Origin of the sequence: Vibrio sp. 10N.261.55.C5, from assembly GCF_041470505.1 — a bacterium.
GTDB lineage: Bacteria > Pseudomonadota > Gammaproteobacteria > Enterobacterales > Vibrionaceae > Vibrio > Vibrio crassostreae_C.
In genome coordinates this window covers 146,119-165,575 of the sequence record NZ_JBFRMS010000051.1, presented here as the reverse complement: position 1 = coordinate 165,575, position 19,457 = coordinate 146,119, and the positions used below count along the sequence as shown (strand labels likewise).

Here is a 19,457-nt window from a genome sequence, read left to right as displayed (position 1 = left end):
CTCAATTTAATTGGAAGTTAATATGAAAATAGAACATTACCAACGCTTAACCAAACAAGCCGTTGCATTAATTGAATCAGAAACCGATCTAACTGCTAATCTTGCTAATATCAGTTCATTATTATTCATGGAATTGGATGACTTGAATTGGGCGGGTTTCTATTTAATGAAGCAGGATTTAGCTAAGGAAAAAGACGAACTTGTACTGGGCCCTTTCCAAGGTCAACCTGCTTGTGTGCGAATTCCGGTCGGGCGTGGTGTGTGTGGAACTGCGGTTGCGACGAATACAGTTCAGCGCATTCATGATGTTCATGAGTTCGAAGGTCACATCGCTTGTGACGCTGCAAGTAACTCAGAAATCGTTATTCCGCTCTCGATTGGCGGAAAAATCGCGGGCGTTCTTGATATTGATAGCCCAAATGTTGGTCGTTTTTCTCAAATTGACGAGGACGGATTAACATTTTTCATGGCAGAAGTGGAAAAGCTGCTTAATTCGCACGCGAACAAGGCATAAATTATTCTCTTACTGTGGTTTTTCCCAAGCATCTCTCTATAATACGTAAAAATATTTTCTTAATGCTCGCGGAAAACCGCAAAAACCAGGAACCCACATGGAAAACACTGAAAAGTTAAAAAACAGCAAAGAAGTTATCGCATATATTGCTGAATGTTTCCCTAAATGCTTTACTCTAGAAGGTGAAGCGAAGCCACTTAAAATTGGTATTTTTCAAGATCTTGCTGAACGTCTAAATGAAGACGAAAAAGTAAGTAAGACTCAGCTTCGTGCAGCGTTAAGACAGTACACATCATCATGGCGTTACCTGCACGGCGTAAAAGCTGGCGCAGAACGTGTTGACCTAGACGGCAACGCGTGTGGCACACTAGAAGAAGAGCACGTTGAACACGCTAAAGCTACACTTGCTGAAAGCAAAGCGAAAGTTCAGGCTCGTCGTAAAGAACAAGCACAAAAAGCTCGTGAAGAAGGCAAAGCGAAACCTAAGGCGAAGAAAGCTCAACAGCCTCGTCGTCAAGCGCCTAAAGCACCAAAAGTAGAAAAGCCTGTAGAAACACGCGCTTTGAACGCTGACGAATTCATCGCTGGCAAAGAAGTAAATGTGAACATGGGTAAAGGAAACATGGCTGCGACCATTGTTGAAATCAATAAGGAAGATGTGCGTGTTCAGTTAGCAAACGGCCTACAAATGGTTGTTAAAGCGGAGCACTTGCGCGCTTAAAGGAGATACTCCTACGCATGAAATGCCGTTCAAAATTGACACTGATTGCTGCTAGCTTTTGGCTAGCAGCTTCAGCTCAGGCTCTCGAAGCCAAATTAGATCAGGACGATTTACCTCTACTCGCTCCTGAGGTCCAACACGAAACTGCTAGTAAACGTGTTACTTCTCGATTTACTCGTTCTCACTATAAACACTTCAATCTCAACGATGATTTCTCTCAAGCTATCTTTAATCGTTACTTAGAGATGCTGGATTATAATCGTAATATCTTCACTCAAGCTGATATTGACTCTTTCTCTGCGTCATCTAAACAAATTGATGATCAGCTGAAATCGGGCAATAACCAGATTGCATTCGATGTTTATAATCTGTCTATGCAGAAGCGTTTTGAACGTTTTCAATATGCATTGTCTTTGCTAGATACTGAGATTAAGTTTGATACCGATGAAAGTATTGAGCTCAATCGTAGTGAAGCTGAGTGGCCAAAAGATATCGCTGAAGTGAATGAGCTTTGGAGAAAACGCGTTAAATATGATGCGTTGAATCTAAAACTTACTGGTAAAGAGTGGCCAGAGATTCAAGAAGTTTTGGAAAAGCGTTACAACAATGCGATGAAGCGTATTACGCAATCGCATAATGAAGATGCTTTCCAGATCTACATGAACGCATTTGCGCGTGAAGTTGATCCGCACACCAGTTACCTTTCTCCAAGAAATGCAGAACAATTCCAATCTGAGATGAACCTATCTCTAGAAGGTATTGGTGCTGTGCTTCAGATGACAGACGACTACACCGTTATTCGCTCTTTAGTTGCTGGTGGCCCTGCGTCAAACAGCAAACAATTGAGTGATGGAGACCGCATTGTTGGTGTTGGTCAAGATGGCGAAGAAATTGTTGATGTTATCGGGTGGCGTTTAGACGATGTAGTACAACTTATTAAAGGCCCTAAAGGGACCAAAGTTAAGCTACAGATCTTGCCAGATGGTAAAGATGCAAAAAGTCACGTTGTCACAATTGTTCGCGATAAGATTCGTTTAGAAGACCGCGCTGTTAAATCAGAAGTGATCGAGAAAGACGGCAAGAAAATTGGTGTATTAGAAGTACCAAGTTTCTACGTTGGCCTTTCTAAAGATACCGATAAACTGATCACCGAGCTTAAAGAGCAAGGTGTTGAAGGTATTATTGTTGACCTCCGAAACAACGGTGGTGGTGCACTGACTGAAGCAACTGAACTCTCTGGTTTGTTTATCAAAGAAGGACCTGTTGTTCAGGTTCGTGATAGCTACGGTCGTGTCAAAGTGAACAGCGATACTGATGGTCAAATCAGTTACCAAGGCCCGTTAACGGTATTGGTGAATCGCTACAGTGCTTCAGCGTCTGAAATCTTTGCAGCAGCGATGCAAGATTATGGCCGTGCAATCATCCTAGGTGAAAACTCTTTCGGTAAAGGTACGGTGCAACAGCATCGCTCTTTGAATCATATTTATGATTTGTTCGATAAAGAGTTAGGCTACGTTCAATACACAATCCAAAAATTCTACCGAATCAATGGTGGTAGTACGCAAAACAAGGGTGTAGTACCTGATATTGCTTACCCAACGCCAATTGATCCTGCAGATACTGGTGAAAGTGTTGAAGACAACGCTCTTCCTTGGGACAGCATCGACAAAGCGAAGTACTCAGTGTTACAGCGTAACGATGAGCAGATCGCAGCGTTGACGGCTAAACACGAAGCTCGTATCGCAACAGACATGGAATTTGGCTTTATCGCGCAAGATATTGAAAAATATAAGGCAGATAAAGACGACAATGACCTTTCTCTTAATGAAAAGGTTCGTCAACAAGAGAGTGATGATGCGGATGCGCTTCGTCTAGAGCGTATTAACCAACGTCAAAAAGCCGCTAAGTTAGAGGCATTTAAAACGTTGGATGATATTCCAAAAGACTACGAAGCCCCGGATGCTTATCTTGATGAATCAGTTGCTATCATGCTGGATATGATCAAAAAATAGAGCAACCGCCTGTTAAAAGGTGATTGTTTAAAGTTAAAGATACGCAATTAAAAAGCGAGCCTGGGCTCGCTTTTTTTGTGTCTATGATTTGACAGGAATATCTGATTGTAACCGTTTAGGTTGGCGCAAATAACACTCAATATTCAGGGTAATTTAGCTCTGTTTTGTGTTGAATAATGACACTTAAGTTACTTCGCACTTAAAATTTAGTGACTTGGATCATATTTTTTCGCTTTCTAATCATTACGTGCCTAAGCTTAAAGAAAACGAGGGGGCGCGTATGAAATGGATTCTACTAATTTTATCTTGTTTAAGTTTTGTGGCTTTTGGGAGCGAGGTCGCTTCTAGCAGCCAACAATCAAAAAGTGATAGTAATCTATCTCATTTTGACCTTCCTTTGCTGCTTGGTGATTGGTATTTGATGAATCCTGATCCTGAGCAAGGCACTGAAAACTTTAGAGCGATCAAGCTCACTCTTGATTCAAACTACTCATTCACTATCGATATCCAAAAGAAAGACTACAGTGTCGATCATTGGGAAGGTTTGTATAACGCCAATGAAGACACGATTATTTTGGGTTTGAATACCTCAGAACCTCAGGTTTACGCGTACAGCAGTAATCACAACATGCTGAATCTTAACGGTGTTATGTTCACCAAGGCCTTGCCAAATGCATTGGCGGGAATCTGGTCAAGTGCCCAACTGTCTGGAAGCGATCTACGTGCGAGTAACATTCAAAAAATGGATTTAGTCCTTCAGCCGGACTTTATATTCATGTTCCGAGTATCAGATGAAGAAGGTGGTGAAGTCATTCGTCGCGGGGTGTATTACACAGAAGGCGATCAACTAGTGTTACTTTATGAGAACGGTGAACACGGCACTCGATATACACTGAACAGCGATGTGTTAACGCTGCAAGGTGAAGAGGGAGATATGTTTGCGGTACTCAATCGCATTCGATAATCGTGAGTTTTAGCAGTAACGGCGTACTCGTTGATAATATTGTGCACAGTTCATTTCTTAGGCGTTCCTGTCTGATTTGATTGATAAAATAGCAAAACATGGAGGCATTTTCTTACAATGCCTCCTTTTTTTAATATTCCCCTTGTTTTATTGGCGCTCAACCTTTAGATATATACAGTTAAAAAATAATTACGTATAACGATCAAAAGGAACCCGTCATGGCACATACACCTCAAGCCAAGTATCGTAAAGATTATCAATCACCATCTCACACGATTTCTGAAATCGATCTTACTTTCGATTTGTACGACTCAGCATCCATTGTTACGGCTGTTTCTAGTGTTAAGCAGGAGAAAGACAGCACGACATTAGTACTTGATGGTGAAGGCTTGAAGTTGGTTTCTGTTTTGGTTGAAGGCAACGAATGGACTCAGTACGAGCAGTCTGAAACTCAACTTACGCTGAATGACCTTCCAAAAGAATTTACTCTAACCATCGTTACCGAAGTTAACCCTGAAGGGAACAGTGCACTTGAAGGCTTGTACAAGTCGGGTGGCGCGTTCTGTACTCAATGTGAAGCTGAAGGTTTCCGCCGTATCACTTACTACATGGATCGCCCAGATGTGTTGGCGAAATTCACTACAACGGTAATTGCAGACAAAGCAGAGAACCCATTCTTATTAAGTAATGGTAACCGTGTAGATGAAGGTGAAGCTGAAAACGGTCGTCATTGGGTGAAGTGGCAAGACCCACATCCAAAACCAGCGTACTTGTTTGCTTTAGTAGCGGGTGACTTTGATGTACTTCGTGACGCATACACTACACAATCGGGTCGTAAAGTTGACCTAGAAATCTTTGTTGATAAAGGCAATCTAGACCGTGCGAGCCACGCGATGGTTTCTTTGATTAACTCAATGAAGTGGGACGAAGAACGTTTCAATCTTGAATACGACTTAGACATCTACATGATCGTAGCCGTTGATTTCTTCAACATGGGTGCGATGGAAAACAAAGGCTTGAACGTATTCAATTCGAAGTTCGTTCTAGCAAACGACCAAACTGCAACGGATACAGATTACCTAGGTATTGAAGCAGTAATCGGCCATGAATATTTCCACAACTGGACAGGTAACCGAGTGACGTGTCGCGATTGGTTCCAGTTAAGTCTGAAAGAAGGCTTAACGGTATTCCGTGACCAAGAATTCTCATCTGATCTTGGTTCTCGCGCAGTAAACCGTATTAACAATGTACGTATCATTCGCGGTCCACAATTTGCAGAAGATGCTAGCCCAATGTCTCATCCAATTCGTCCAGAAAAAGTGATAGAAATGAATAACTTCTATACTTTGACCGTGTACGAAAAGGGCAGTGAAGTGATCCGTATGATCCACACATTGTTGGGCGAAGATGGTTTCCAAAAAGGCATGAAGCTGTACTTCGAACGTCACGATGGTACGGCTGCAACATGTGAAGACTTCGTCGCGGCAATGGAAGATGCGTCGGGCGTTGACTTATCTCAGTTCCGCTTATGGTACAGCCAGTCTGGTACGCCGACGCTGTCTGTTGAAAGTAAGTACGACGCAGAGAAGAAACTGTACACGTTAACAACTCGCCAAGTAACAGCGCCAACTCATGAGCAAACGGAAAAGCAGGCTCTGCATATTCCTCTTGATATCGAGCTGTACACAGCTGCGGGTGAAGTTGTTGAGTTACAATGTAACGGTAAGCCAGTTCATAATGTATTAGATGTGAAAGAAGCAGAGCAAACGTTCGTGTTTGAAAACGTTTCTGAGCAACCGATCCCATCATTACTTCGTGAATTTTCTGCGCCAGTGAAATTGGAATATGACTACTCAGATGAAGAACTGATCTTCCTAATGGTAAATGCACGCAATGAGTTCTCTCGTTGGGATGCGGGTCAAATGCTATTAGCGAAGTACATCCGCAGTAACGTTGAGAAGGTTCAACAGGGTCAAGCGTTTGAGCTTTCTGATTCTGTTGTTGATGCATTCCGTGGCGTACTGCTGAGTGATTCACTAGAGCCTGCGTTTATTGCAGAAATGCTTTCTCTACCAAGCCACAATGAAGTATCGGGTTGGTACGAGCGCGTTGATATTGATGCGGTCGCATCGGTTCTTAACTCGATGAAAGTTACATTAGCTGCAGAACTTGAAGACGAGTTAGCGGCGGTTTATCACAGCCACGCACTAACAGAATACACGATCGATCACGATTCGATTGGTAAGCGTACTCTACGTAAAGTTTGCTTAAGTTACTTAGCTCATACTGGGCAGGGTAATGACTTGGTTGTTGCGATGTATCAACAAGCGAATAACATGACAGATACGATGGCAGCAATGGGCGCGGCAAACAGTGCACAACTACCATGTCGTGAAACCTTGATGGTGGATTACAGTGACAAGTGGAAACACGATGGTCTTGTTATGGATAAGTGGTTTGCATTGCAAGGTACAAACCCAAGTTCAAACGCACTTGAAGTGATCAAAGCGTCGATGTCGCACCAGGCGTTCAGTTTGAAGAACCCGAACCGTACCCGTAACTTGGTCGGTTCATTCTTAAACATGAACCCGGTTCAATTCCACGACAAGTCTGGTCAAGGCTATGCATTTGCAGGCGAGATCTTACGTGAACTGAACAGCAGCAACCCGCAAGTGGCTTCACGTCTGATTGACCCGCTACTTAAGTTCCGTAAGTACGATGATGAACGCCAAGCTCTGATCAAAAAAGAACTAGAGACGTTAAAGAACATGGACAACCTAGCAAAAGACTTGTTTGAGAAAGTGACGAAAGCACTAGAGGCTTAAGTCAGCGCGCATTCAGGTAACTGTTTGCTAATAAGCGGTTTACTAATAAACTGTTTGCTACAACGAAAGGTCATCAGTGGTAGAGAATATCTGCCACTGATTTTTTGTTTCTGGTTCATCGAATTTTCGATAAGCTAGAGCAGCTTCAAGTTCAGTTTCACCGTCAGACATCTAAAAGTGCCAAAAAACACTGGCACTGTATATTTATACAGGTATCGTATGAATCGCTATATTTTCCAACTTAACATCTCATATCAGCAGTTTTTGGCCAGCTATTCTGGTACGGCAAGTAAAGTTCAAGTGATAACAACAACAGGTTTACGCTTACAGTTACCTGCAACTCGGTTCAGACCATTTCTTACACAAATAGGGGTTAGAGGGCAGTTTAGGCTGACAACTGACCAAAAAAATAAGTTTATTAAGTTAGAAGCTCTGTAAACCTTGGCATGCCTAGTGAGTTAAAAGGAATCTTAATCACATAATCAAACATTTCACCTCTTACCACCTCCAAAACAATTAACTATTTTTCAATAATGCTTTTACAATAAATGAATGCATTACCTTTGCTTAACTCGTTAGTAGAAAAGAGCTCAACGGCACGTTTCAAACACCAGATTAAGTGATCCCCCTAATAATAAAATATAATTCTAATTGTGGAGTGTGACTATGACCGCACGTGAAACTGTGGTTCCAGTTTTACTTGAAAAAGTTTACAAGCTGATTCAAGACAAACTTGACCTTGCTCATCGACCTCTCGTAACTCAACTTGCTCAACACTTGTTTAGTAACGTTTCTCACGACGATCTAACTCAGAGAAACGAATCCGATTTATATGGTGCTGTAGTTAGCTTATGGCATCACATCAATGAAAAGAAAGCCGACGAAATCTCTGTACGCGTATTCAACCCGACGGTAAGTCGTCAAGGTTGGCAGTCTACTCATACTATCGTTGAGATAGTCGTTCCAGACAGTCCATTCCTTGTTGATTCCGTAAAAATGGCATTGACTCGCCTAGACCTTTCTTCTCACCTTATGCTTCATAACCCAACACAAATCTCTCGCTCACATAAGGGCAGTGTTGTCGGTGTAAGCAATAACGAAGGTGCATTCCAATCGCTTTTCCATATTGAGGTTGACCGTCTTAGCAGTAAAGCTGAAATGACAGCTCTTAAAACGGAGCTACTGGATATCTTTACCGATACTAGCTTAGTTGTGAACGATTGGTTGAAGATGGTAGAACGACTTGAAGAAGTAACCAATCAAGTAGAAAAGCAGAAAGAGAGCATTCCTGTAGATGGCCAACGTTTTGATGAAACGTTGGCGTTTCTTCGTTGGTTAGGTGAACACAACTTTACATTCATGGGTTATAAGGAATATGACCTAGTTTCAGTTAACGGCGACACTGAACTGCAACCGACCAAGGAGCAAGGTCTTGGTTTGTTTGCGAACTCAGATCGTGTACGTAACGTTAAGCTATCTGAGTTTTCTGATTCGGCACGTCTTGAAGCGAAAAAGCCTTATGTGCTTATCGTAACCAAGGGCAACACGGCTTCACGCATTCACCGCCCAGCTTACAACGATTACATTGGTATTAAGAAGTTCGATAAGAACGGTAAGGTCATTGGTGAGCACCGCTTTACTGGTCTTTACACATCTGCCGTTTATAACCAAACCGTTGAAACGATTCCTCTTGTTCGCGAGAAAGTAGAACGTATTTTGGATGCGAGTGGTTACCGTGAAGGTTCATACTCTTACAAAGCGCTGCACAACATTCTTGAAAACTACCCACGTGATGAACTGCTGCAAGCTCGAGAAGAAGAGCTACTAGAAGTCGGTACGGGCGTAGTACAAATGCAAGATCGCGATCTCCTGCGTTTGTTTGTTCGCAAAGACCCGTTTGGTCGTTTCTTTAGCTGCATGGTTTACGTAACAAAAGATCGTTACAACACTGAGCTTCGTCGCCAAACACAGCGCATCTTGAAACAGTACTTTGGTTGTGAAGAAGAGGTTGAATTTACAACGTACTTCTCTGAAAGCCCGCTAGCAAGAACGCACTATATTGTTCGTGTTGATAACAACAACATGGATGTGGACGTGAAAACAATTGAGCAAAATTTAATGGAAGTATCGTCTACGTGGGATGACCGTCTGTCTGAATCTATCATTGCAAACTTCGGTGAAAGCAAAGGTCTTCCATTGTCGAAAGAGTACATGCGTGCATTCCCACGTTCGTACAAAGAAGACATGATGCCAGGTTCTGCTGTTGCCGACATTGAACGTTTAGAAGCGCTAAGTGAAGACAACAAACTGGGTATGCTTTTCTACCGTCCTCAAGAAGAAGCGGCAGATTCAAAAGCCGTTCGTTTGAAGTTGTTCTATCACAGCGATGAGCCAATTCACCTTTCTGATGTTATGCCAATGCTTGAAAACTTTGGCCTACGCGTTATCGGTGAATCTCCATATGAAGTGCGTAAAACCAACGGTGTGACCTATTGGATCCTTGATTTCTCTATGCTGCACAAGAGCGATAAGACCATTGATCTTCGTGAAGCTCGCGATCTTTTCCAACAAGCCTTTGCGGCAATCTGGGCGGGTGAGTTAGACAGCGATGGTTTCAACCGCTTAGTACTTGGCGCTGGTCTTTCTGGCCGTGAAATCTCAATCTTACGTGCTTATGCTCGTTACATGCGTCAAGTTGGTTTCCCATTCAGCCAACAATACATTGAAGACACATTGTCTCATTACCCAGAATTAGCGAAAGGGCTAGTGAGCCTATTCGGCAAGCGTTTTGACCCGAAACTGAAGGGCAGCGTAAAAGGCCAACAAGATCTTATTAAGAAGATCACTGAACAGTTGGATCATGTAGAAAGCTTGGATGATGATCGTATCATTCGTCGCTACATGGAAATGATCACTGCAACGCTTCGTACTAACTACTACCAAGTAGACGAGAATAAGCAGTCTAAACCTTGGTTGGCTCTGAAAATGAGACCAAGCGAGATTCCAGATATCCCTGCGCCGGTTCCTGCGTTTGAGATCTTCGTTTACGCACCAGACATTGAAGGTGTGCATTTACGTGGCGGTAAAGTAGCACGCGGTGGTTTACGTTGGTCAGACCGTCAAGAGGACTTCCGTACTGAGATTCTAGGCCTAGTTAAAGCGCAACAAGTTAAGAACACGGTTATCGTACCGGTTGGTGCTAAAGGTGGTTTCGTTTGTAAGCGTCAACACATGGTGTCTGGCCGAGACGAGATCTTTGCTGAAGGTCAACGTTGTTACAAGCGCTTCATCCGTGCATTGCTAGACGTTTCAGACAACATCATTGAAGGTGAGGTTATCCCACCTAAGAGCGTTGTTCGTCACGATGAAGATGACCCATACTTGGTTGTTGCAGCCGATAAAGGCACCGCGACATTCTCAGATCTAGCGAACTCAGTAGCTGAAGAGTACAACTTCTGGCTAGGTGATGCGTTTGCATCGGGTGGCTCTAACGGTTACGACCACAAAGCCATGGGTATCACGGCGAAAGGTGGCTGGGAATCGGTTAAACGTCACTTCCGCGAAATGGGTATTAACTGTCAAAGCACAGACTTCACTGCCATTGGTGTGGGTGATATGGCGGGTGACGTATTTGGTAACGGTATGCTGCTATCTAAGCACATTCGCTTGCAAGCTGCGTTTAACCACATGCACATCTTCATTGACCCGAATCCAGAATCAGCATCAAGCTGGGTAGAGCGTGACCGTCTGTTTAATCTGCCTCGTTCAAGTTGGGAAGATTACAATAAAGACCTGATTTCTCAAGGTGGTGGCATCTTCTCTCGCCGAGCGAAGTCTATCTCTTTGACACCTGAAATTCAGAAAATGCTGGGTACCAAGAAAGCATCAATGGCACCAAACGACTTGATCAAAGCGATCTTGTCTATGAAAGTTGATCTACTTTGGAACGGCGGTATTGGTACTTACGTTAAGTCTTCTAGTGAGACTCATACCGATGTGGGTGACCGTGCAAATGACGTGCTACGTATCGATGGCCGTGACCTGAAAGCTAAGGTTGTTGGTGAAGGCGGTAACTTGGGTATGACTCAATTGGGTCGTATTGAATACGCTCTAACGGGCGGTCGAGTTAATACTGACTTTGTCGATAACGTTGGTGGTGTAGATTGCTCGGATAACGAAGTTAACATTAAGATCTTCTTGAATGGCTTGGTGTCTAATGGTGATCTTACCGTTAAGCAACGTAACCAAGTTCTTGAATCTATGGAAGATGAAGTAGGTGAAATCGTACTAGACGACGCTTACTGCCAAGCTGAGTCTATCTCTGTTACTGAGCATCAAGGTGTAGGCTTAGTGAAAGAGCAAATCCGCTTTATCCACACAATGGAAAAAGCCGGGTACTTAGACCGTGGTTTGGAATACATCCCAGATGACGAAACGCTGCTAGAACGTGAGAAGCAGGGCCAAGCACTAACAAGACCAGAGCTATCAGTATTGATCGCTTACGGTAAAATGGTTCTAAAAGAAGATCTTGTGAGTGATGACATTGCGAATGATGAGTTCCATGCTCAACAACTGATGCAATACTTCCCAACAGAGTTACGCCGTAACTACTCTCAGCACATGGATAACCATCCACTTCGTGCAGAGATCATTGCGACTGCGCTTGCTAACCAAATGGTTAACGAGATGGGCTGTAACTTCGTGACTCGCTTGCAAGAAGAGACGGGCGCGAACATTGTTGATATTGCGAATGCTTACGCGGCATCACGTGAAATCTACGGCCTGGGTAAGGTATTGAAGAGCATCCGTGAACTGGACAACATCTCAAGTTCTGAAGCTCAATACGAATTGCTTTACCATGTACGTCGTACGCTTCGTCGTCTAGCACGCTGGTTGCTAAGAAACCGTACCGGTAAACAGTCAGTGAATGCATTGATTGAGCTTTACCAAGGTGATGTCGTCGCAATTACTGAGAAGCTGGATGAAAACCTAGTGGCTTCAGAAGTAGAAGAGCATCAAGCAATGGCTCAAGTATGGATTGACCAAGGTGTAAACGCTGAGCTGGCTAATTCAGTGGCTCGTTTGTCTAGCCTGTACTCAGCACTGGATATATCTACAGTGGCTCGTGAAACAGGTAAAACAGTACAGCAAGCGTCTAAGCTTTACTTCAACCTAGGCGACCGTTTGTCACTGCACTGGTTCTTGAAGCAAATCAATGGCCAAGCTATAGACAACAACTGGCAAGCACTGGCGCGTGCAGCATTCAGAGAAGATCTGGATTGGCAGCAACGCCAGTTAACTGGTCAAGTACTTAACTGTGGTTGTGCTTCAGATATCGATGTGATTAAAGCGCTTGATGACTGGATGGAAAGTAACTCTGTTTCTCTACATCGTTGGGAAAGCATCCTAAACGAATTCAAAGTAGGTTCTGTTCATGAGTTTGCTAAGTTCTCAGTAGCACTGCGTGAATTGATGCTGTTGAATCTAAACTGCATGTCAAAAGACTAGTTACTAGATAAGACGAAAAAGTATAAGGGCAGGCCAAAAGGTCTGCCTTTTTCGTTTCGGTAAAGTGGAAACAATAGGCCTAACGACTTTTGAAGAACAAACTTCGACGCAAACGTTGTTTGTTGTTAAGTGACCTGATGGCTGTACTAAGGTTGAGATTAGAAATGGCTTAATAACTTGAAGAAACGATAACGTTTGCTTAATAATGAACCTCATTCGTTAGCAAACTTGATTATCTTACCCTTACAGACAGTAATAGATTGAATAGTTGGGTAAATAAGTAAATAATAGCGCCCCGTTTACACGGGGCTTTTTTCTATCGGAGGCACAATGCTTTACCGTCTAGCCAGAACTGGCTTTTTCCAACTTGATGCCGAAAAGGCACATGATCTTGCAATTCAAAATTTCAAGCGCTTCACAGGCACACCTATTGATCTTTTGTATCGCCAACAATTACCTCACCGACCTGTAGAGTGCATGGGTCTTACTTTTAAAAACCCAGTTGGCCTTGCTGCTGGCCTAGATAAAAACGGCGAATGTATTGATGCATTTGGCGCAATGGGTTTTGGTTTCGTAGAAGTAGGAACAGTGACTCCGCGTCCGCAAGCGGGTAACGACAAACCTCGTTTATTCCGTCTTGTTGAAGCTGAAGGTATCATCAACCGCATGGGTTTTAACAACCTAGGCGTCGACAACCTTGTTGAGAATGTTAAGAAGTCGAACTACGATGGCATCTTAGGCATTAACATTGGTAAGAATAAAGACACACCAATTGAAAAGGGCGCTGAAGATTACTTGATCTGTATGGAGAAGGTATATCAATACGCTGGTTACATTGCTGTGAACATCTCTTCACCAAACACTCCAGGACTTCGTTCTCTACAATACGGCGAAGCTCTAGACGATCTATTGTCTGAACTTAAAACGAAACAATCTGAACTGGAAGAGAAGCATGGTAAATATGTTCCTCTTGCTCTTAAGATTGCTCCGGATCTAAGCGACGACGAAATTCGCCAAATTTGTGAATCATTGATCAAAAATAAGATCGATGGTGTGATCGCAACAAACACAACATTGGATCGTTCAATCGTTGAAGGTATGAAACATTGTGATGAAGCGGGTGGCCTAAGTGGACGTCCTGTTCAATCTCGTAGTACTGAAGTAGTTCGTAAACTTCACGAAGAGCTGGGTGACAAACTGCCGATCATTGGAGTAGGTGGTGTTGACTCGTATGTTGCTGCAAAAGAGAAAATGATGGCGGGCGCGAAGCTTGTACAGGTTTACTCTGGTTTCATCTACAAAGGCCCAGGCCTAGTTGGCGACATCGTTAAAAATCTATAAGCTGAAAATTGCTTTTATTTTTGAAAAGCGACAATCTGGCATCGTCTTACTAAAAGAGACACTGTAACTCACTGAGTTGTAGAGAAAAGCGATAAGAAAGAGGAATTCATTTCCTCTTTTTTTTTGCCTATTGCTCAGTAAAATTACTGTAATTGAAGGTAATTTTGCGTTTTACCTAATGGAATGGTTCAACAGTGTGAGACGAAATGATGCTTAAACCTAGCGATACATGGAGTTGGTATTACGATGAGCAGCAATGTTCATTAATGCTAAACCTCGGAGAGGATATGATTTTCAAAACGAATCTGGTCCGAAATAAGCTGGTGGACTGCGCGTTTAGAGATAATGAATTCACCGTTGATGACGCATCTTCATACCAAACCTTCAAAGAACAAATTTCTGGCTTAGAACTGTCTGAGCCTCGCCAAGCTGAACTCGCGCTTTATTGCGTGGCAGCAAAGCGCTTCCACAAGCCTGTACAGCCTAAGAGTTGGTTCTTCGACTCACAGGGCGTTGGCCACGAATACCCTCAAGAAGGGGATATCGTACAAATGAATAACGAGCATAGCTTAGGGTATTTCATTGTATTAGAAGTGGGAGAGTGTGCGAGCCTATGTGCATTTGTCGATCTAGAAGAGTTTCTGCTTACACCTTCAAAAGGGTTACGCTTTGGCGACTCGATTAAGGTCATGCACGATAGAATGATAGACGCGAACGCTATTCTTCATCAAACGCACATTGCGATGGTCGGTTAGCCTTCAATCTAGTCCATCATTTCTCAAACACATCGCAACGCATCAACCTGTCAAATCTTCCCCAAAATCGGCTCATTAGCCGATTTTTTTTGTGCCTAAAAAACCTCATCCTGATAAATACATCACTGCTTAACCATTTAAATAGTGAACTTACGACTATTTTTTCGCCTTAATTTCTGCCTGTTTTTATCTCCAGAAGTGTAATTTACCCATCTTTATTCCCTGTTTATGTCCTTTTGTAGCTAACTTCCACACTAAATTCACTCTTGGTATATACCAATTGTAGGGTGAATATAAATTCACATTGTCGCTTTGGTCGGTATTTGGTCCTGAATCGTGTTGGTTTGATAGGTCTTATGTTCTAAGGGAATGTGGGTAAGCGATCGCTTCAACACTGTGCGTTTGCTAGCCAGTTAGAAGAAAGATTCAATGAAAAGACGAGTTTAGTGTGATGCTCTAGTAACAAATTCAGGTATAATCGAGCTCATTTTTATCAATAAAAGAACACTATGAATCAATATCTAGCGGTTACCTCAAATGGCCTTGAGAATTTATTAGTTGAAGAACTAACCCAACTAGGGATTACAAACGCAAAACCTGTTCAGGCAGGTGTTAAATTCAAAGCCACCAATGAGCAAATTTATCGTTGTTGTTTGTGGAGCCGTTTGGCTTCTCGATTTGTACGTGTCCTTTCTGAATTCACTTGTATGGACGACATGGATTTGTACCTATCAACCACTGCGGTTAACTGGGTAAATCAATTCCATAGCTCTAAGCGTTTTGTTGTTGACTTCAATGGTACGAACAACGAAATCCGTAATAGCCAATACGGTGCAATGAAAGTAAAAGATGCCGTTGTTGATTGCTTTGAGAAGAAATCTCTGCCTCGTCCTTCTATCAGCAAAGAGAATCCAGACATTCGCATTCACGTTCGTCTACACCGTGATAAAGCGATTCTTGGTGTTGATATGGTTGGCAGCGGTCTTCACCAACGTGGTTACCGTCCAGAATCAGGTCGTGCACCTCTGCGTGAAACACTTGCTGCAGCGATTCTTCTTCGTAGTGGTTGGGATGCGACTAAGCCTTTCCTAGACCCTATGTGTGGTTCAGGTACGTTAGTGATTGAAGCGGCAATGATGGCTGCAAACATGGCTCCAGGTGTTAAACGTCAGAAGTGGTGTTTTGAATCACTAGAAGATTTCGAACCAGAGCTATGGGCTGAAGTGAAAGCTGAAGCGAACGTTCAAGGTCGTCGTGGTGTTAAGAAAGTGGAATGTAAGTTCTATGGCTACGACAATGATGAACGTATGATCAAAACTGCGCGTGACAATGCTCGTCGTGCCGGTGTTGAAGAGTTGATTGAATTCGAAGTAGGCGATGCTGCAAAGCTTAAGCGTCCTACAGAGTTTACTGATGGTGTGATTGTTTCTAACCCGCCTTACGGTGAACGTCTTGGTACCGAGCCGGGTCTTATTGCACTTTACACAGCATTCGGTGCACAGCTCAAAGCTGAATTTGGTGGCTGTAACGCATCTATCTTCTCTAGCTCAGACGAGCTACTAAGCTGCTTACGCATGCGTGCAGATAAACAGTTCAAGTTGAACAACGGTGCGTTACCGTGTCACCAAAAGAACTACTCAATTTCAGATCGTCCGATGTCAGAGCGTCCATCAGGCGAGCAAGAACAATTGATTGCACCTGATTTCGCGAACCGTCTTAAAAAGAACATCGGTAAAATTGGCAAGTGGGCTAAGAAAGAGCAATTAGATTGCTACCGTATCTACGACGCTGACCTACCAGAATACAATGTAGCGATTGATGTATACCCAGGTCACCTTGTGATTCAAGAATACGCAGCGCCTAAAGATGTACCGGAAGAGAAGGCAAAACGTCGCTTAACCGATATCATCCGTGCTTCTATTCAAGTAACAGGCGTAGAAGCAAACAACGTTGTGCTTAAAGTTCGTCAGAAACAGAAAGGCCGTTCTCAATACCAGAAATTGGCTCAAGACTCATCGAACTTAGAAGTGAACGAGTATGGTGTTAAGCTGATTGTTAATCTTCATGATTACCTAGATACCGGGTTGTTCCTAGATCATAAGATCACTCGTCGTCGTATCGGTGAGATGGCCGCAGGTAAGGATTTCCTAAACTTGTTTGCTTATACAGGAAGTGCATCTGTTCATGCTGCTGTGGGTGGTGCTCGTTCTACAACTACTGTTGATATGTCTAATACCTACCTAGAGTGGGCGAAAGAGAACATGGACCTTAACGGTCGTGTTGGTCGTCAACATCAGTTTGTTCAAGCTGACTGTCTACAATGGCTAGCTAAAGAGCAGGGTTCTTATGATCTGATCTTTATCGATCCACCTACGTTCTCTAACTCAAAGCGTATGGATCAATCTTTCGATGTTCAACGTGATCACATTCAGCTGATGGAAAACCTTAAACGTCTTCTTCGTGAAGAAGGCACGATTGTGTTCTCTAACAACAAGCGTCACTTCAAAATGGACTTGGAAGCTCTAGATGAGTTAGGTCTTAAGGCTCAGAATATCTCAGCGAAGACACTTCCATTGGACTTCTCTCGCAATAAGCACATTCATAACTGCTGGTTGATTACACATAAGTAGTTAAGAGATCGTATAAGGATATATAGTGCTGACTCTCTACAGTACAGAAGGGTGCCATCTATGTGAGATGGCATTCCAACTCACGGAACAGTTAAACATTAGCCATCACGTCAACGTTGTTGACATTGCATTTGATGATGAGCTCTTTTCCCGTTACGGGGTCACTATTCCGGTGCTCAAATTTGAAAGCTCTGACCTTTCTCAAAGCTCAGAGCTTAACTGGCCATTTGGCTTGTTAGAACTTAATGATTGGTTAAAGAAGAATGGCATTACTTACAATTCATAATGGGCAATTAGCGTTTGGTGATCACCCATTATTAGATCGTGCGGACTTCGTGCTGCAAGAAAACGAACGTGTATGTTTAGTAGGGCGCAATGGCGCTGGTAAGTCGACATTGATGAAAATCCTATCTGGAAACATCATCATGGACGACGGTAAGATGCAAATCACGCAAGATGTGGTTGTGTCTCGTCTAGAACAAGATCCACCGCGTAATGAACAAGGTACAGTTTATGACTATGTTGCTGGTGGCCTTGCTGAAATCGGCGAACAGCTGAAGATCTATCATGATCTTCTGGATCTCATCGCGACAGACCCAAGTGAAAAGAATCTAAACCGCCTTACTCGCGTTCAAGAACAACTGGATCATGCTAATGCATGGCGTTTTGAAGATCGTGTAAGTAACGTATTGGCAGCACTTAAGCTGACTGCTGAAACCAAACTGACAGATTTGTCTGGTGGTTGGCAACGTAAAGCGGCACTTGCTCGTGCGCTTGTATGTGACCCTGACGTGCTTCTACTCGACGAACCGACTAACCACTTGGATGTTGCAACCATTGAATGGTTAGAGGGCTTCCTGAAAGACTTCCGCGGTTCAATCATCTTTATCTCGCATGACCGTGCGTTCATTAAATCGATGGCAACACGTATTGTCGATCTTGATCGCGGTAAATTGAGCTCTTTCCCGGGCGATTACGAAAATTACCTTGTTGAGAAAGAAGAGGCGCTTCGTGTTGAAGAAATGCAAAACGCTGAATTCGATAAGAAGCTTGCTCAAGAGGAAGTTTGGATTCGTCAGGGTATTAAAGCTCGTCGTACTCGTAACGAAGGCCGTGTACGTGCGCTTAAGAAGCTACGTGAAGAACGTTTGAACCGTCGTGAAGTGCAGGGCAAAGCGATTATCCAAATCGACGATGGCCAGCGTTCAGGCAAGATTGTATTTGAAGCTGAGAATCTTAACTTTGGCTTTGAAGGCAAAGAAATTGTTAAGGACTTCAGCTTCAACATCATGCGTGGCGATCGTATCGCTCTGATTGGTCCTAACGGTTGTGGTAAGAGTACGGTACTTAAGCTGCTTCTTGACCAGCTTAAGCCTGATTCAGGTCGTTTGCATTGTGGTACTAAGCTTGAAGTCGCTTACTTTGACCAATACCGCGAAATTTTAGACCCTGAGAAGTCTGTAATTGATAACCTCGCGGATGGTAAGCAAGAAGTGACCGTAGGTGGCCGTGAGCGTCATGCTCTAAGCTACTTACAAGATTTCTTATTCTCTCCAAAACGTGCTCGCACTCCTGTTAAAGCACTATCTGGTGGTGAGAAAAACCGTCTGTTATTGGCGCGTATTTTCCTTAAGTCGAACAACTTGTTGATTCTCGATGAGCCAACCAACGATCTAGATATCGAAACTTTGGAACTTTTAGAAGATTTGCTTGCCAACTATCAGGGTACGCTGCTTTTAGTGAGTCACGATCGTCAGTTTGTTGATAACACAGTGATGACAAGTTGGATCTTTGAGGGTAATGGCGTTATTGAAGAATTTGTTGGTGGTTACCACGATGCTCAGCAGCAAAGAAAGCAAGCATTAGAGTACCGACAGGTTGAAAAGCCATCAAAGCCTGAGAAAGTAGTTGAGGAAACTCCCAAAACTGCGCCAGTTAAGGCTAAACCTAAGAAGTTATCGTATAAGCTACAACGAGAACTAGAAGCGCTACCAATGCGTTTAGAAGAATTGGAAACTCAAATTGAAACTCTTCAGGAAGAAGTCAACGATCCCAGCTTCTTTTCAAAATCTGTAGAGCAGACACAACCAGTTTTAGATAAGCTATCTGCAGCAGAGCAGGAGCTTGAAGTTGCTTTTGAGCGCTGGGAAGAGCTCGAGGCACTACAACAGGAAAGTTAAGAAGTAA

12 protein-coding genes are annotated in these 19,457 nt (G+C 43.2%); all 12 read left to right on the top strand.

Going from position 1 to position 19,457, the window contains the following annotated elements:
- Nucleotides 1-22 precede the first annotated feature (22 nt).
- Complete coding sequence (locus AB4263_RS18785; protein ID WP_136977956.1) at nt 23-514, top strand: GAF domain-containing protein; 492 nt, start codon at nt 23-25, stop codon at nt 512-514.
- 97 nt (nt 515-611) lie between these two features.
- A complete protein-coding gene (proQ, locus tag AB4263_RS18780; protein ID WP_017057223.1) occupies nt 612-1,235 on the top strand; it encodes an RNA chaperone ProQ in 624 nt (207 codons plus the stop codon).
- 17 nt (nt 1,236-1,252) lie between these two features.
- Complete coding sequence (gene prc / locus AB4263_RS18775; RefSeq protein ID WP_017068919.1) at nt 1,253-3,247, top strand: carboxy terminal-processing peptidase; 1,995 nt, start codon at nt 1,253-1,255, stop codon at nt 3,245-3,247.
- 280 nt (nt 3,248-3,527) lie between these two features.
- A complete protein-coding gene (locus tag AB4263_RS18770) occupies nt 3,528-4,211 on the top strand; it encodes a hypothetical protein (RefSeq protein ID WP_017066964.1) in 684 nt (227 codons plus the stop codon).
- Between the two features lie 218 nt (nt 4,212-4,429).
- Nucleotides 4,430-7,036, top strand: coding sequence for an aminopeptidase N (pepN, locus tag AB4263_RS18765; RefSeq protein WP_372098699.1), 2,607 nt, complete (start codon nt 4,430-4,432; stop codon nt 7,034-7,036).
- A 219-nt stretch (nt 7,037-7,255) separates the two neighbouring features.
- On the top strand, nt 7,256-7,474 hold the full coding sequence (locus AB4263_RS18760; RefSeq protein WP_081325156.1) for a DUF2835 domain-containing protein: 219 nt from the start codon (nt 7,256-7,258) through the stop codon (nt 7,472-7,474).
- A gap of 228 nt (nt 7,475-7,702) precedes the next feature.
- Nucleotides 7,703-12,544, top strand: coding sequence for an NAD-glutamate dehydrogenase (locus AB4263_RS18755; RefSeq protein WP_372098698.1), 4,842 nt, complete (start codon nt 7,703-7,705; stop codon nt 12,542-12,544).
- Nucleotides 12,545-12,874: 330 nt separating this feature from the next.
- On the top strand, nt 12,875-13,885 hold the full coding sequence (gene pyrD / locus AB4263_RS18750) for a quinone-dependent dihydroorotate dehydrogenase (protein WP_017063847.1): 1,011 nt from the start codon (nt 12,875-12,877) through the stop codon (nt 13,883-13,885).
- Nucleotides 13,886-14,091: 206 nt separating this feature from the next.
- Complete coding sequence (locus AB4263_RS18745; protein WP_145575834.1) at nt 14,092-14,640, top strand: cell division protein ZapC; 549 nt, start codon at nt 14,092-14,094, stop codon at nt 14,638-14,640.
- 509 nt (nt 14,641-15,149) lie between these two features.
- The gene (gene rlmKL / locus AB4263_RS18740) at nt 15,150-17,270 is read left to right on the top strand and encodes a bifunctional 23S rRNA (guanine(2069)-N(7))-methyltransferase RlmK/23S rRNA (guanine(2445)-N(2))-methyltransferase RlmL (protein WP_372098697.1); all 2,121 of its coding nucleotides are present in this window, start codon (nt 15,150-15,152) and stop codon (nt 17,268-17,270) included.
- A gap of 25 nt (nt 17,271-17,295) precedes the next feature.
- Nucleotides 17,296-17,556 (top strand): glutaredoxin family protein, encoded by a 261-nt coding sequence (locus tag AB4263_RS18735; RefSeq protein WP_019823251.1) that lies wholly within the window; start codon nt 17,296-17,298, stop codon nt 17,554-17,556.
- Entirely contained in the window at nt 17,534-19,450 is a 1,917-nt protein-coding gene (locus AB4263_RS18730) for an ABC transporter ATP-binding protein (protein WP_017068914.1), read from the top strand. Before AB4263_RS18735 ends, AB4263_RS18730 begins: the two co-directional genes overlap by 23 nt.
- The last annotated feature ends 7 nt before the right edge of the window (nt 19,451-19,457 follow it).